The organism is Rhizobium sp. BK376, assembly GCF_004341625.1.
GTDB lineage: Bacteria > Pseudomonadota > Alphaproteobacteria > Rhizobiales > Rhizobiaceae > Rhizobium.
Map to the genome: position 1 here is coordinate 53946 of NZ_SLZG01000023.1, position 15001 is coordinate 68946.

General features: G+C 57.1%; 15 protein-coding genes and 2 pseudogenes. 8 read left to right on the forward strand and 9 right to left on the reverse strand.

Going from position 1 to position 15001, the window contains the following annotated elements:
* Positions 1–20 precede the first annotated feature (20 nt).
* The 4 genes from EV561_RS30430 to EV561_RS30445 form a co-directional block, all read right to left on the reverse strand.
* Positions 21–374 carry a hypothetical protein gene (locus tag EV561_RS30430; protein WP_132527549.1) on the reverse strand — a complete coding sequence of 118 codons (354 nt, stop codon included), beginning with the start codon at positions 372–374 and terminating at the stop codon, positions 21–23.
* Between the two features lie 106 nt (positions 375–480).
* Complete coding sequence (locus EV561_RS30435) at positions 481–984, reverse strand: DUF892 family protein (protein WP_132527551.1); 504 nt, start codon at positions 982–984, stop codon at positions 481–483.
* Positions 985–1073: 89 nt separating this feature from the next.
* On the reverse strand, positions 1074–1682 hold the full coding sequence (locus EV561_RS30440; RefSeq protein ID WP_132527553.1) for a general stress protein: 609 nt from the start codon (positions 1680–1682) through the stop codon (positions 1074–1076).
* Between the two features lie 31 nt (positions 1683–1713).
* Positions 1714–2031, reverse strand: coding sequence for a PepSY domain-containing protein (locus tag EV561_RS30445; protein ID WP_132527555.1), 318 nt, complete (start codon positions 2029–2031; stop codon positions 1714–1716).
* A 1255-nt stretch (positions 2032–3286) separates the two neighbouring features.
* On the opposite strand from EV561_RS30445, the pseudogene EV561_RS38090 reads away from it, so the two are divergent.
* Positions 3287–3439, forward strand: a pseudogene (locus tag EV561_RS38090) (YkgJ family cysteine cluster protein); the annotation flags it as partial.
* A 774-nt stretch (positions 3440–4213) separates the two neighbouring features.
* Entirely contained in the window at positions 4214–4513 is a 300-nt protein-coding gene (locus EV561_RS30460) for a hypothetical protein (protein WP_132527559.1), read from the forward strand.
* 782 nt (positions 4514–5295) lie between these two features.
* Here EV561_RS30460 and EV561_RS30465 read toward each other — a convergent pair.
* From EV561_RS30465 to EV561_RS30490, 4 genes are all read right to left on the reverse strand, one after another.
* Complete coding sequence (locus EV561_RS30465) at positions 5296–5508, reverse strand: hypothetical protein (RefSeq protein WP_132527561.1); 213 nt, start codon at positions 5506–5508, stop codon at positions 5296–5298.
* A gap of 25 nt (positions 5509–5533) precedes the next feature.
* Entirely contained in the window at positions 5534–5716 is a 183-nt protein-coding gene (locus EV561_RS38095; RefSeq protein WP_132527563.1) for a hypothetical protein, read from the reverse strand.
* A 1371-nt stretch (positions 5717–7087) separates the two neighbouring features.
* The gene (gene groL, locus EV561_RS30485; protein WP_132527569.1) at positions 7088–8713 is read right to left on the reverse strand and encodes a chaperonin GroEL; all 1626 of its coding nucleotides are present in this window, start codon (positions 8711–8713) and stop codon (positions 7088–7090) included.
* A gap of 63 nt (positions 8714–8776) precedes the next feature.
* Positions 8777–9073, reverse strand: a complete 297-nt coding sequence (locus EV561_RS30490) for a co-chaperone GroES (protein ID WP_132527571.1) — start codon at positions 9071–9073, stop codon at positions 8777–8779.
* A gap of 495 nt (positions 9074–9568) precedes the next feature.
* Between EV561_RS30490 and EV561_RS37370 the strand changes: the two genes are divergently transcribed.
* The 4 genes and pseudogenes from EV561_RS37370 to EV561_RS30505 all read left to right on the forward strand — a co-directional run bounded on the left by EV561_RS37370 (position 9569) and on the right by EV561_RS30505 (position 13052).
* Positions 9569–9715, forward strand: a complete 147-nt coding sequence (locus EV561_RS37370) for a hypothetical protein (RefSeq protein ID WP_165927971.1) — start codon at positions 9569–9571, stop codon at positions 9713–9715.
* 88 nt (positions 9716–9803) lie between these two features.
* Complete coding sequence (locus tag EV561_RS30495; RefSeq protein ID WP_132527573.1) at positions 9804–10070, forward strand: hypothetical protein; 267 nt, start codon at positions 9804–9806, stop codon at positions 10068–10070.
* Positions 10071–10135: 65 nt separating this feature from the next.
* Entirely contained in the window at positions 10136–10402 is a 267-nt protein-coding gene (locus EV561_RS30500) for a DUF1488 domain-containing protein (protein ID WP_132527575.1), read from the forward strand.
* A gap of 455 nt (positions 10403–10857) precedes the next feature.
* Positions 10858–13052: pseudogene (locus tag EV561_RS30505) on the forward strand (adenylate/guanylate cyclase domain-containing protein).
* 12 nt (positions 13053–13064) lie between these two features.
* Here the strand turns inward: EV561_RS30505 and EV561_RS30510 are convergent.
* Positions 13065–13580, reverse strand: coding sequence for a YHS domain-containing (seleno)protein (locus EV561_RS30510; RefSeq protein WP_132527581.1), 516 nt, complete (start codon positions 13578–13580; stop codon positions 13065–13067).
* Positions 13581–13732: 152 nt separating this feature from the next.
* On the opposite strand from EV561_RS30510, the gene EV561_RS30515 reads away from it, so the two are divergent.
* Together EV561_RS30515 and EV561_RS30520 are read left to right on the forward strand one after the other, a co-directional pair.
* Positions 13733–14137: a hypothetical protein gene (locus EV561_RS30515; RefSeq protein ID WP_132527577.1), complete on the forward strand. Its 405-nt coding sequence runs from the start codon at positions 13733–13735 to the stop codon at positions 14135–14137.
* A gap of 453 nt (positions 14138–14590) precedes the next feature.
* A complete protein-coding gene (locus EV561_RS30520; protein WP_245513090.1) occupies positions 14591–14932 on the forward strand; it encodes a hypothetical protein in 342 nt (113 codons plus the stop codon).
* Positions 14933–15001 lie beyond the last annotated feature (69 nt).

Below are 15001 nucleotides of genomic sequence, written 5' to 3' on the forward strand. Positions count from 1 at the left end.
CCGTCGATGCGCTTGCGATCCTAGTCGTACTTCAGGGTAGCCTTCAAATGCTTGAGCTCGAGATCCTGCCGAGCTGCCGCTTGCTCGACACTATGTCGATAGAAAGCGTTGGTCTCGGCTATAATCTTGTTCATTTCCGTGATTTGGCTCTGCAGCTCGTAGGGCATGCAGGCCGATGTTATTGTGCCTCCGCAAGCCGTAGCCGCCCGTCTCATCACGGATGCGCGGCCTTTCCATGTCTCGTTGAAGGCATCGGACCAAGCCGCGGGGGTATCGGCGGAAAGCTGCAGAACCATTGTCGTAAGCGGGCCTTCTGCGGCTCCGGATTCGCCTTCGCTCAACTCGACGATCCTGATGTCCTGGAATTCGGTCATTGAATAATTCTCCTCCGTTGGCTGCCTGGACTGGCTCGGCCGGTCACCGATGGTGATAGCGATGACCGTGCACGGGAGTGTCAGTGGCGGGACTACGTCGACCGCATCAGGCTGCCTTTTCGGCATTCTGATTGACGACCTTCGTTGCAATGGACGTGAGAGCGATATCCGTCGCCTGTTCCTCGTCGAGTGTAGTCTGCAGGAGCTTGGCGGCATCCTTCATGCCCAATTCCAGCGCCCATGTGCGCAAGGTACCATAGCGCGACATCTCATAGTGTTCGACCGCCTGGGCTGCCGCAAGAAGGCCAGCGTCGAGTGCCGGCGTCCCTTCGTATTCTTCCATGACGCTGGCGCCTTCCTTGACGATGCCCATCATCGCGTCGCAGGTCTTCTGCTCCGGCTTCTTGCCGATGATCTTGAAGACATCTTCGAGACGGGTGACGTGCACCTTGGTCTCGGCGAGGTGCTTGATGAAAGCCTCCTTGAGTTGCTTGCTCTTGGCCGCATTGTGCATTTTGGGAAGCGTGGCAACGATCTTGTGTTCGGCGAAATACACGTCCTTCAAAGTGTCGTGAAAGAGGACGTCGAGTGTTTTGGTTTCCTTGGCCATGATTGGCTCCCTAGGTTCGATGGTTTTTGTCGGGGACCGGGGATGCCCGGTCATGTTCACGGCCGCCTCCAGGCAGCCGCACATTGCGATCAGGCCGCCGGAGGACGCCGGTAGCGATCGCGTTCCTGTTCGATCTGTTCAGGCCCATAGGGGTCGAGCGTGTCGTCGAAGCGTGTCCAGCCCTCCTGGTTATAGGCAGCCCTGCGCTCCGCAGGATCCACCCAGTTCGAACGCCTCAGTATTGCTTCGGCTTCGGGCGCAAGCGCGTCGTCGACCTTGGCCGTAACCAGCGAGCCGCCGCGGCGCACACCTTCGGCGTAAAGGTTAGCGTCGGCCTCGGACACGCCCGAGCCGGTCAACGCTCCGATCAGTCCACCGGCCGCGCCGCCAGCTACAGCACCCGCGACAGCTCCGACTGCCGTCGCCGCAAGCCAGCCCGCTGCAACCACAGGACCGACGCCTGGAATGGCCATGATGCCGAGCCCGGTCAAAAGACCGCCAGCGCCGCCAACGACGGCACCAAGGCCTGCGCCGGATTCCGCTCCGGTCGCAGCACCAGACTGCCTGTCCGAATAATGGTCGTCCGCATTGTTGGAAATGATGCTGATGTCATTCGACGGGACGCCAGTTGCTTCAAGCGCGCTGACAGCGGAGCTTGCATCGGTGTAGTCGTCAAAAAGTCCAGTAATGGTTTTCATGAAGGTATCCTTGAGAAATTGAGAAGGGGCGTTACTTCGCGACGACGTTGCCCTGGTAGTCGAGGGCGACCATGACGGCCTTGCCGTCCTTCATGCCTGCCGCCATCCAGATGCCGCTGTGGTCTTTCTTGAGGTCTTTGATCTCGGAGAAGCCGGCTTTCTCGATGCGGTCCTTGGCCTGGGCCTCGGTGAAACTGTTCGCGCCTGCGACCGGCGCAGCCGGGTTCTTTGTGTCCTGCGTCGTCATTGCGGGAGTTCCGGCATCGGTGGAGGGCGCAAGATTCGTTTGCGCGACAGCGGCCAGCGCCGACGCTGCGACGAGCGCCGCGGCAAGGATCATATTTTTCATTGAGGGTTTTCTCTTTCTCTGGCCGGGTTCACACGACCGTGAAGTCAGAACCTCGCCAGCTCCTATAAGTTCCGTCCCACTGCAGGAATATCGGGCTTGGCGATCAGCGAAGTTGGGGGACGCGCCCGTGCCGATCTCCGTTTTTGTCAGAAATGGCTTGACCTTGAGTGCAAGCAGAAAAAGACGTGCGGGCGCTATTTGAGCCGTCATGGACGGGGTCCCATCCGTTACCGACATCGGTATCGGTGCTTGGTAATGTTCGGTTGAGGAGGCTTTTTGCATGATGCCTGAGCCGTGGAATAACGCCGCGTTCGCATAACGGGATGCGTCACCAGGGGGCGCGATCAAAGTGATTAGTGGAAAGGGGTTGCTATATCCTGCCGAGCAGCGCACCCTTCGATCGTCGGAGCCAACCTTTTGCGGGCGGCTGCGGTTTGGAAGCATGGGACGCTTTCGCCCCAATCTGAAAGGGCTCGCCATGCTTGGTCCAGTCCGACAACTCCATCAGAAGTTAACAGGACATTCGATTATCGGCGGTTTCTTCGGCCAAGGCCGAAGAAGGGAACGACGGCCGGCAATGAACGGCGAAATCCAAAGCCTCTCCGTCATGCGCTTTAAGCACTATGGCCAAGGTATGGGCAGTGACAACGATCTGCTTAGAATAATGCGAGCCCAACCGTAAACTGCCAATCTGGACAATACATTGCCCTGGGATTGTTTGCGTACCCGCGGTCGTGAGCAGCTACGCGCATCGCTTGGTGGTGCGCGTAGCGCATCTCGTCAATGTTGGAGAAAGCAGCGATCACGCTGCGTTGCGGAGCTATCATGACAAACGGAAGAATTTCCTCGTACAGGTATGCCAGTCGGTTTCCCGGCGATAAAAGCGTTGTAACGGACATCGTCTCTCGCGGGATCACAACCGTTGAAACGGAAGAACGGGTAGCAAAGACTGCGCTTTTAAGATCGCTTCGACTGGCTGGGCAAAACGGCAGAGATGAACCGGATACGTCGAACTTTATTCCTAGTTTGACATAGTCAGCGCTGTATGCGGGCTCGTTCAGCATTCGAAGCTGTGACCGTACATGAAACGATCAAGACCGCTTGCTGCAGTACGCAAGCGCCGTTCGAGGTGGAACAGTCCTATGTGCGACATTTGTTTTGACCGCGCGCGTCGATTTGATCGCTGCGGATCCAAACGGTGACACCGCCGCCATTGGTCGGGAAGTCCGCTCTGCCGGTTTCATCCGTCGTCACCCGGTGCGACGGCGCGCCTTGTTCTGCTTTGGCCGGCAGTGTTGGCTCTCGGCCGTCGTGTCTGGTTTATGAACTTCGGCCGGATGGCTGTCGGGCTTGTGTCCCAGGAGACGGGGCCTGTCTGGAGGTCCGTTCGCTCTTTGGCCTCGACTAAACGAAGATCGATGACCTCGGATCAAGAGGCGAGGGGGCCGGCAGGATCTGTACGCCAAGACACTGTCGTTTCCTGTATCGAACCGAATCCTTCCTCCCGACCTTGTGTCAAATCGCCGTCGTCGCCGAGCGGCTCGACCGAAGGAACAGCTCGATAAGCGTTCCCCCCTTACAATGCCGGCGCGAGGTTTATCTATAAACTGTTGTGCCCGCCTCTCTGCGCAGCGAATTCTCTCGCTGAGATGATGCTCCATCCATAGCAAGCCGATCTGCCCATTGCGCGATCTGCAAAGCGGGCGCATGATCCCGACGTCAGCAGCCATTCTAACGGGCGCTGTTGGTTGGGGGCGGTACCCTCGCCCTGACCGAAAGGAGGACCTTGTGTCTTCCGACTTTCCAAATCAAAAGCAAATCGCATCGGCTCCCGGACCGGGTACGATAGCTCATCCTGCACGAGACAGTCGAAAGCCGAAGAGCAAAGCAACGCATCTACGCCTCGCCTACTCCAATCCAATGCCGCTTCCGAAAGAGGACGACCTTGTTGCGGCGGTCCTGCGAATCCTCAATACGTCAGCACTCGACATGAGCGATATCACCGTCACTGCGAAAGGCGCCGACATTACGCTATCCGGATCAATTCGAGGCAAGAGAGAAGCATTCCGCGCTGCTGCCGTCGCGAGTTCCGTTCGGGGCGTTCGTATTGTGCACAACGAACTGTTCGGGTGGTGAGGACAAACTTCTCCGAAGGCTTTCCGTTAGGATTGAGGAGTTTCGCGTGAGCAGTCTTCCGAATACCGCCGACATGACGGTCGAACAACGCTCCGCAATCTTGGAAGCGCTCATCGCTCGTATTAAGATTGCGGCACGGGAAGCAGCGGCCGCTGGCGACGACAAGATGCAACTTCGATTGCTCGCTCTGTCGCGGGCGATCATAGATCGCCGCCTCCTCGATCATAAGACGAGCGGATTAGCGTATTCGAATTGTGTTGACGAAGCGGTACGGCTTCTCTCTGAGTTTCAGTTGAGCGCCAGCAAGCATGGGGCTGCCACGCCTGGGCTGCGGGCAAACAAATGAAGGACAGGGAGCCAAACGCGCAAACCACCTTAGAGCGTAGATTGTCCTTCGGCATGGAAACTACACGCTATTGACTTCGATCCTATTGAAGCGCGTAGGTCTTTTTTCAAGAGGACTGCCAATGCTCAAATCGCTTGCCGTTCTCATCCCCATCACATTGTGGTTTTCGTCCGCTCTGGCGGATGGCGCGACTTTGCTCATCACCACAAGCGGCTTGAAATCAAGCGTTATCGGGTCGGTGTCGGGCTCGCGGACGTCTCGGTACAATCTTAATGTCGTGAGCGGTCAGACAGGCAGTATAGAGCTATCTTCCGATCTGCCGGGTGCGTGCTCACTGCGGATTGTTGAGCTGCCCCGCGGCCTACCGCTCTTTGAAGCAAGTGGCCCTCAATCGACGTACAAAATCGCTCAGGCAGCCGAAAGGACACTCCAAATCGTAGCCTATCCGTCGCGGGACGCCTACCTTAAGGACATCCCGTGCAGCTATACCATTAACTACGACGTCGATTGATGCCGGCAGAACCGAAGTTTCGCTGGTCAATCATTTCGCGGATTGGGGCTGCCGCGCTCGTTTGCCCCCTCTTTATTCTGAGTTTCCTTGCGGCACGGCGCGCCGACCGCCGCTATGCCATATGACTCGCCGGAAGGGCCGCTTGTGGGCTGCTTAAGGAGAATTGCGTTGTGAGATCTTCGAATGTTCGAAGATTGAAATACATCTTCCAGATCGAGATGCGGTGGCGTCGGATGTTCAATCCGTGCGAAATGCCGCCTGATCTTTTTGGTCAATGTATCCGCGCGATACGCAACATAGCTCGCTTTCGGGAAGCATCGCCATCTGAATTGGCGTTGAGCTTCTGTCGGTCAAGATAACCGTGCTCCCAGCTCTTATGCCCTTCAGCGCCTTCGGAATGGGGATTCTTGGCACTGCCGTCGTTACGCGAATACGCTTTTGCACCGGCTTTATAGCTTTGTGCTTTGTTCGTGAGTTTCTTCATCTTACGCCTCCCTGATGGTGAACTTCTATAGCGGTTTGCGCCCAGCATTCATGAGGAGCTGACGCTCGGTCGCGGTGGGACCCAAGAGCTTCAGAAGCCGGTTTTCTTCCAACGGGTCCAGTCTGAAGCGTTTTGCGAAATCGCTGACGTTCCAAACCTTGCGAAGTCTCAGTTCTCGGACGCTGTGGTCATTCGAAGCGACGGCCATGGATGATCTCCTTTGCGACCAGCCGCCGCGTCTATCGTTGAAAGATTGGCGTGCTGGATGATGCTGAAGTCGGGTACTGCCGACGGTGGAGGTTCGGGACGACACGGTTGCTATACTCTGGATATCGTTCCCTTTAAACAATTTAAGTGGGGATTAAATTTTTTAGCACAAGTGCGGATTATGCGGATTGGTTTCATGGGGTGATCCGGATCTGCGCGGGATCGATTCCCATCGCTGTTGATGGGAGGACGTCCTACCTTCGTTGTTCAAAGAGCCGCCGCTCCGGCTCGAAGATGTCGGTAGCAACCGGAACGAGTCCTGCGACGAAATCGTTGAGTTGCAGTCTCGAAAGGTATTGCGTGATGGAGAGAGTGAGCCTTCGAACTTTTCGACCTGTTAGCATAATGCTCGGTGGACGCTATCGTGTCCTAACGAGGGTCGTGGATGCAGCCCAGCTGCATCGTAGTGACGAATGGCCGAAGCAGGAAAGTTCAGCACAATCGCATCTAAGGTTGGCGATCATCGCGGAGTTTCGCGGTGACGCGTCGCCGGACGCCGTCCGGCATGCAATCCTTGCCGCTGCCCGCGACGCTCACTTACAGTACGTGTCATGATGGTGCGATGGTGGCTATCACGACGACAGTAGATGAGGCCGTGGCTCTGCTACCACCTCCGCTGCCGAAGAATGGCGCGCTTGGCCAGCCCGGCGGACAGGTAGAAATAAGGCAATGAAAGAGTAGCAGATGGAATTGAGCCGAATCGCGGACGGCCCCATCGCCAACCTCGCCATCAGACGCGAGCCGGGCCGTCCAACTCAGCATGGTGATCGGGTAGCAGGATCAGCGAGCTAAACTAACGAGCCACTCTCGAAAACCGCGTCCACGAATGCATCTCGCGCATCGTCGCAAGTGCCGGCCCTCTTGAGCGCGGCAAGGCACCGGCTTTTCGCAGCCCGGTGTAGTGTACTTTCGTAGCTCACGCCCATCTCGTTGAGATTCCGAAGGGCGCCCTCCGGTCCCCTGATAGCGGCAATTTGGCCTTCCGTTCCGCGGACAAAGACCGGAACGCGCCAAACCGTTTGAAAGTCGACCAGTATCACATCGCTCATTGCCGTCTCCTGCTTGATAGAATGGAACAACGAGATAAGGGTTTTTGTTCCATTTCGTTTACCGGAACTGGCTCCCTTTCAGCGGAAAGCTTGGGGCGATGGCGGTGCGGGGATTTGTGTCGGCTTGCGCCCTTAGTTGCAATTGATCGAATTTGAGCAACGTCAGAGCTATTCAGCAAAATCGACTCAAACCAGACGTCGGAGGCTCCGATTGATCGGAACCTCCTTCCTTGTGTCAGCTGCAGAGCTTCCCGAACGACTTTTTACATCATGCCGCCCATATCAGGTGTCCCGCCTCCTGCAGAATCTTTCCTGGGAAGATCGGCAATCATGGCTTCCGTGGTCACTAGAAGCCCAGCAACCGAAGCTGCGTTCTGCAGGGCGGTGCGAACGACCTTGACCGGGTCGACGATGCCCATGGCGATCATGTCGCCATATTCGGACGTTTGAGCGTTATAGCCGGAGTTGTCGGTATCGCTCTCAAGAATACGGCCGACGACGATCGAGCCTTCGTCCCCGGAATTTTCGGCGATTTGGCGAACCAGCGATTGGAGCGCCTTGCGGATAATATTGACGCCGGCATTCTGGTCGTCGTTCTCACCCTTGATGTCGAGGACGACGGAGGCGCGCAGCAGGGCGGTTCCGCCGCCAGGCACGATGCCTTCTTCAACGGCCGCGCGCGTTGCGTTCAGAGCGTCGTCGATGCGGTCCTTCTTTTCCTTGACTTCGACTTCCGTCGAGCCGCCGACGCGGATGACGGCGACGCCACCAGCGAGCTTGGCAAGGCGTTCCTGCAGCTTTTCGCGGTCATAATCGGAAGAGGTTTCTTCGATCTGAGCCTTGATCTGGGCAACGCGGCCTTCGATGTCGGACTTGGCGCCAGCGCCGTCGACGATCGTGGTGTTTTCCTTGGAGATCGAAACCTTCTTCGAACGGCCGAGCATGTCGAGCGTTACGGATTCGAGCTTGATGCCGAGGTCTTCGGAGATGACAGTGCCGCCCGTGAGGATAGCGATGTCTTCGAGCATGGCCTTGCGGCGGTCGCCGAAGCCAGGAGCCTTGACAGCAGCGATCTTCAGGCCACCGCGCAGCTTGTTGACGACGAGCGTAGCAAGAGCTTCGCCTTCGACATCTTCGGAAATGATAAGAAGTGGCTTGCCGGTCTGAATGACGGCTTCGAGGATCGGTAGCATAGCCTGCAGGTTGGAAAGCTTCTTTTCGTGCAGAAGCACGTAGGCATCTTCCAGTTCAGCCACCATCTTTTCGGCATTGGTGACGAAATAGGGGCTCAGATATCCACGGTCGAACTGCATGCCTTCGACGACCTCGAGTTCGGTTTCAGCGGTCTTGGCTTCTTCGACGGTGATAACACCTTCGTTGCCGACCTTCCGCATCGCATCCGCGATATACTGGCCGATTTCCTTCTCGCCATTGGCAGAAATGGTGCCAACCTGTGCGATCTCTTCTGACGTGTTGATCTTCTTGGCCTTGGCCAGCAGATCCTTGACCACGGCGGCAACAGCAAGGTCGATACCGCGCTTCAGGTCCATCGGGTTCATGCCGGCTGCTACGGCCTTGCCGCCTTCGCGAACGATCGCCTGGGCGAGAACGGTTGCAGTCGTGGTGCCGTCGCCGGCGATGTCATTGGTCTTCGACGCCACTTCGCGGACCATCTGGGCGCCCATGTTTTCGAACTTGTCGTCAAGTTCGATTTCCTTGGCGACGGCGACGCCGTCCTTGGTGATGCGCGGCGCACCGAAGGACTTGTCGATCACGACGTTACGGCCCTTGGGACCAAGCGTGACCTTTACCGCGTCAGCAAGAATGTCGACGCCGCGCAGCAGCTGTTCGCGCGCATCACGGCCGAATTTGATTTGTTTGGCAGACATGGAAAAACTCCCGGGCTGATCGCCCAATGGTCGTCATGAAAAGAATAAAGATGAGGCCGAAGATCAGGCGATCACCCCCATCACATCGGCTTCCTTCATGATCAGCAGGTCTTCGCCGTTGAACTTGATCTCGGTTCCGGACCATTTGCCGAACAGGATGCGGTCGCCCGCTTTGACATCAAGAGGCACGATCTTGCCGCTCTCATCGCGCGCGCCAGCTCCAACGGCTACAATTTCGCCTTCCTGCGGCTTTTCCTTGGCGGTGTCCGGAACGATGATGCCGCCCTTGGTCTTGGCTTCAGCCGCGATCCGACGCACGACGACGCGGTCGTGTAACGGCCGAAAATTTATCTCTGTCATTGCTGGGTTCCTCGACGGGAGCGCAGCCGAATGGCCGATCCCGATAAGTCGTTTTAGCAGTCTTATGTTGAGAGTGCTAGCGAGATTCGTGCGTTGGTAGCATCTGGCAGAGTTATTTTCGCCGAGCAATGAACAGCTACGGATTGATGCGACCCCCTTTCTTAAAATCGTTTGGGTCTCAATCAAATTGTTTAGGGACCTGAAATCTGAAATCGCAACGGCGCTGGCATACGGACAGACCGAAATCATTGGCGGCAAAGCGCGCTATAGATCTTTCAATGCAGAGGAGGGCGACAATGAAGACGCTCACCTGTGGGTGGAGTCGTCATCGCTAAGGCAGCAAACAGTCCGAAATGTTACGGCTCCAAACGCCGGGTTCTTCGAGCATTGCAAGTCCTATCCACCGACCCCACATATTGACTACCTGCAGCATCTGAAACGGGCGCTGCAGAGTGTGGGTGCACAGAGTGCCCCAGCCCCAAAAGGGAGGACGTTATGTCTTCCGCCTTTAGCCAGTATCTATCGAAAAACTCTGGGCGATCGATGCATCGCTTCCACGTTATCGAATTCCTTGTCAAATCCACGCCCGCACTCTGCGTCGCTTTCATCGTCTATGTCACGTTGAAAGGCATTCTCTGGTAGCCATGATTTGAAGTCGTTCGATCCGGCAGAGGACGAGGTCTGCTAGCGACGAACGCAAATAGGCATCCCATCACCTTCGAGGTCAGCCATGACGGAACGCACCATTGAGACTGAAATCACCTTTACTCATCCCTTTGAGCTGAGCTCGTTCGTGAAGCCATTTGAGGCTGGCACCTATAGACTCATTGTCGATGAGGAGGAAATTGAAGGCTTGTCGTTCCCGGTCTTTAGAAGGACGTCCACTCAGCTCGAAATACCTGCGATTGCAACGGTCGTGGGTAGAAGGCAGCGCGTAACCGTATCTTCGCACGAGATCGAAACAGCCCTGGCCAAGGATGCTGGGACAACCGAGTGATTCCGTTGCCTGGCTGGGATCGAAAGTAGGCACGATTTGAACGCCTAGGGCCTGGAGGACCCGCCATGACAATCACTTTTCCTAACAGTGCCAGAAGCTTTGACGAAGCGGCCAAGCGCGTTCGCTTTCTGGGCTACGATGGCATGTTTGAAATTCGGTTCCTGGTAGAAGCTGATGCGCTGAGAATGGAGCCGACACAGTCAAACCCATCGGAACGAGACTATCTTGCCGCATTCGATAGAATTCGAACCAGGATACTTGAGGTCGCCGTGCGGGTTTACGCGTCCAAACGCAAGAACCTGATTGTCCTTGGGCCGGCGGATTTTAGGTAAGGATGCTCTTCTGGCTTGGTGTGAAATGAGAGGCACATACTGCCGAATGGCGGCCACCTCGGCAGACGCGATATGATTGAATTCACAAAAAAGACGAAGGCGAAGGAGGATCTTTGGAGATAGAACGACCCTTGGGGAAACTCAGACCTGGGAACGGCCTGCCCGAACATCAAGGAAGTCAGGTCTGCAGAGCCAAACTCCGCCGCGAACTGAGAATCGAGCTCGTTGCAATAAGACAGCCGACCAAGTGAGTTGAAAATTGCGGTTATTTCGCCGCCGCCAATGGTCCTGCATTTGTCTTGCTCCGGCCGATTCTCACGTCACGCCCTGTAGGGCGGAGAACCCCCGACGATGACATGGACCGTCTGGACACATGGGGAATTCGAGAATAGCGTTCTAGGGGATTACCTTGCAAAAATTGCCTGAGCCCAGCGTGGAGCGAGTAAGGCAGAGATATGGAGCGCCGGCTTACCGCGATCTTGGCCGCTGACGTAGTGGGCTACAGCAGCCTCATGGGGAATGAGGGGTCGGCACGCTGGAACGGCTGAAGATTTGCCTGCGCGAGCTTTTTGACCCTGCCGTTGCGGAGTTTCGAGGCCATATCATCAAACTTATGGGAGACGGTGCGCTGGTCGAGTTTGCCAGCGTGGTCGATGCAGTCCAGTGCGCCGCAGCGATCCAACGAAGGATGACCGAGCACGATCCGGCCGTCCCTGAAGCGCGGAAAATTCGCTTTCGTATCGGTGTGAACCTCGGCGATGTTATCGTCGAGGACGATGACCTCTACGGTGACGGCGTCAATGTTGCCGCGCGGCTGGAGGGCTTGGCCGAGCCTGGCGGCATATGCATATCGGGCACCGCATTCGATCACGTCTTTCACAAGACTGACGTGGGCTTCACAAACCTTGGCGAGCTACGGCTTAAGAACATTCCGGACCGGGTTCGGGTCTACCGTGTTCATCTCGATTCCAGCAAGGCGGGAGAGGTTCCAGCAAGGTCCCGTCGGCCGAGTATCCGCACCATAGTCCTGTCGGCAATCGGGATTGCAGCGCTGCTGATGGTTGTATCCGCCTTTGCGTGGCAGTTCGAGTGGCGTAACCCCACACTGCCACAACGCACGTCGGTCGCGATCCTACCATTTGCCAACCTCAGCGGCGATCCAAAGGAGGACTACGTCTCCGATGGCATCACCGAAGATCTGATCACCGACCTCGCCAAACTCTCCGGCGTGGATGTCATCGCCCGCGATTCCGTGTTCGCTTATAAAAACAAGCCTGTCGTCCTCGTGGACGCGGCGCGTGCGCTGAACGTACGCTACCTAGTCGAAGGCAGCGTTCGGCAGGTCGCCGAACAACTTCATATCAATGTACAGCTCGTCGACATGACGAGTGGCAAGAGTGTCTGGGCCAACCGCTTTGACCGCAGCGCGGCGGATGTCGTCGCCATTCAGGACGATATGCGGCGAGAGCTTGTAAGCGCCCTCGGCATAGTGCCTTCGGCTACGGAAGCAATGCGACTGTCGCGGGTGCCGACGGCGAATCTCGAGGCCTACGATAACTTCCTGCGAGGCGAGCAGGCAGCGCGCACCGGCAAGCGCGAGGGGCTACGACAAGCGTTGGCATTTTATGAAAAGGCGGAAAAGCTGGACCCCTCTTTCGCTGAGGCCTTTGCTTTTGACGCGCGCACGTCTGTCAACGTCTGGCGCACTAACTTCAACGACATAATCCAGAGCGCCCTTGCAAGGAGGAGAGCTTACGAAAAGGCAAGCCTTGCTTTGAAACTGGACCCGGACCTCTCATCGCCCTACGCTATTCTTGGCATTGTGCAAGTCGTGGATCGCCGTTACGAGGAAGCAACCGCTTCTGCGGAGCGAGCTGTCGCGCTCGGCCCGGGAGATGTGGCGGCACAGATTGCACTCGGCTACGTTCAGCTGTTTGCAGGCAACCACGCCGAGGCGAGCGAGGCCGTAGAGTCTGCGCTGAGGCTCGACCCCAATCTATCTGCCATTGATCGGGAAGTCGCCGGCCTTGTCTTCCTTTTGAATGATGACCCTGCAAGAGCCGTCGAGACCCTCGAACGCACGCGCGACGACGCACCGGCGGTCAGCGAGTTCCGCATAGTGCTCGCTGCGGCCTATGCGCGTGCCGATCGTCTGCCGGAGGCGAAAGCGTCGCTTGCGAGCGGTTTGCAATTGCTGTCCGGTTCGGAAACGTTCAATGAACGGTCGTTGTCGGACTGGCGGATCAGCTACGCTCACTTTCGCAACGGCCAGGATTTGGCTCTTATCATAGACGCGTTGCGCCAGGCCGGCTTACCCGAGTGGCCGTTTGGATTTACCGCGGACGAAAAGGACCGGGTAAATGGCGCGGCGTTGGCTCCCCTGATTTTTGGCCACACGCTACAAGGCCAACTCGAACCCGGCGGTCAACCAGCCATCCTGCAGATCGGAAAAGATGGAAATGCGGGATTTCGCTCCATGACACGAATGTACACAGCGAAGCTCTATGTCGATCAGGACCTCTTGTGTGAGCAGAGCGAGAATATGTTTGGGCGGCCCGATTGCGGCCCTGTTTACAGACGCAGCGGCGAAACCGACGGCTACACCTATGTCAACTCGGGCAAGGTGTTCCACTTCTCGGCGGCCGACTAAACCTCATTCACCTCAGTGATAGTCATCCTTCGCAAGCTCGGCCTGCTTTTTTGGCCAATTGGCTTCAGCCTTGGGCACTGCTTCGCTGGCATGCGTCACAAAATCTTGCGTATCCACTTTGTCGTATGTAAGATATAGCTTACCGTCGAGGATCGCAAAGGCCTCCGGGTCGATATTGACAGTGACCGATCCGGAGCCGGCGACCTCCGCGGCGCAATAGCCGCCATATTGCGGCGCATATTTCACCGGATCTTCCTTGAACAGCTCACGGTGCTCGTCGCTGGCAAAGTACCAGGGCGTCCCCAGCCAATCGAAGGCATATTTCTCCGAGCCCTTAACCGCCTTGTTATCCAAGAAATAGGCGACGGGGTCATAGCCATTGATGGCAACTCCACCGAAATAGCCCGTATTGACAGTGCCATCCGCAAGCACCGGTGTGGAATAGGCAAGCGCAAGGGAAAGCAATGCAGCTCCCTCAATCGCAAGCATACGTCTTTCGCGTTTGCGGTGTGAGGCCACTTTGATCATGATCCCTCCTCCAATCAGTCGCTCAAGCACTTCTGATACCACTCCTCACTGCCGACAACGAGGCGGCGCCGGAACACCTTGGCCGTGGCCGTTTTTCGGCAGAGCCCCGCGCGGCGCTGCGTGCCTTTGCCCGCATCTATGCCGGCTGGGCGATGAGCCAGGACTGGTACCGCGCCGGACTGCATTTGAGCAGCACGGATGCCGCGACGCTGGAGGATTTCCTCACCGACAGTTGGGAGCCGGGATTCTCCCGCAGGCCAGCCGCAGATCTATATGCCCAGGCTTGTACCTGGATCGCCTCCGATATCAGCGCCAATGACAGATACCAAGGCGACCTTGTGTCCGCGCTCAATGCGATACGCGCCCGCATGCTGCTCCTGCCAGGGCGAACCGATCTTTACTTCCCCGTAGCTGACAATGCTGCCGATATTCCCCATCTCGTCGACGCCGAGTTGCGGCCGATTCCTTCCATATGGGGCCATCGTGCCGGCAGTCCAAAAGACAACGAAGCCGATCTCGAGTTTCTGCGCCGCGCCGTAGAGGACTGGATGAAATAGTCCGAAGTCGACGTTGTGAGGTGCAGGCGGATAGAATTCGCCACCGCCCCGCGTAGGAACTTCGCGTGACAGTCCAAGTACGCATCCAGTTAAAATGGTCGGGGAGGCCGCGCGCATGGTCTGGATCAGACGCTTCCCGCCATCCGATCGTCTGTCACATCTGCCAAAATACTACGAACGAAGCCGTGTCATGGTCACGCGGCCTCAAACTGTGGTAGAATGTTCGATCGGAAATGCAATCGAAGGGAGGAGCTGCATCGATATGCCGGCGAGACATTGCCGCTCGTGACTTCTCGACGACATTCGAGCAACGATATTTCGCTTGTTGGGGCTAATCGCGATGCCGTGACATTGCGAGACTGGAGGGCGGCGCATCGCCTTGGATTGGCATCGTGGGACACCATATCCACCGTCGAGCGGCCCGCCAACGAAGCAACCGTAGGAGGACCAACCATGAAGCTGCGATCCCTCAGCCTACGCCATATCGGCGCGCTTATGATTTCCCTATCTGCTTTCGCGCTGATGACTTCAGCCGCACTTTCCGAAGAAAACAAATTCTTCATCAAGCCGGTGGTTGAGAAGAAGCTCACAGAGCTGCCGTCTGGGCCATTGTACTGGCGGCTGGAGAATTTCCCGACGCTGAAGCATGCGCAGGATGCGGCGGGTCCGACCTCGCTTGCGGCGGAGGTTGCAGGCAAGATCTGGCTGTTCACGCTCGGACCCAAGGATGGATCCACACGAGGCGGAACAAAGGTCGCCGAGATCGGCCCGATCGTGCCCCAGGAGATGGTGTAACTGGCGGGAGATAGCAAAGCCGAGTGCCCGCGCGCTTCTCGTTGCGCTGTAGCGGGTGATCGGCTTTGC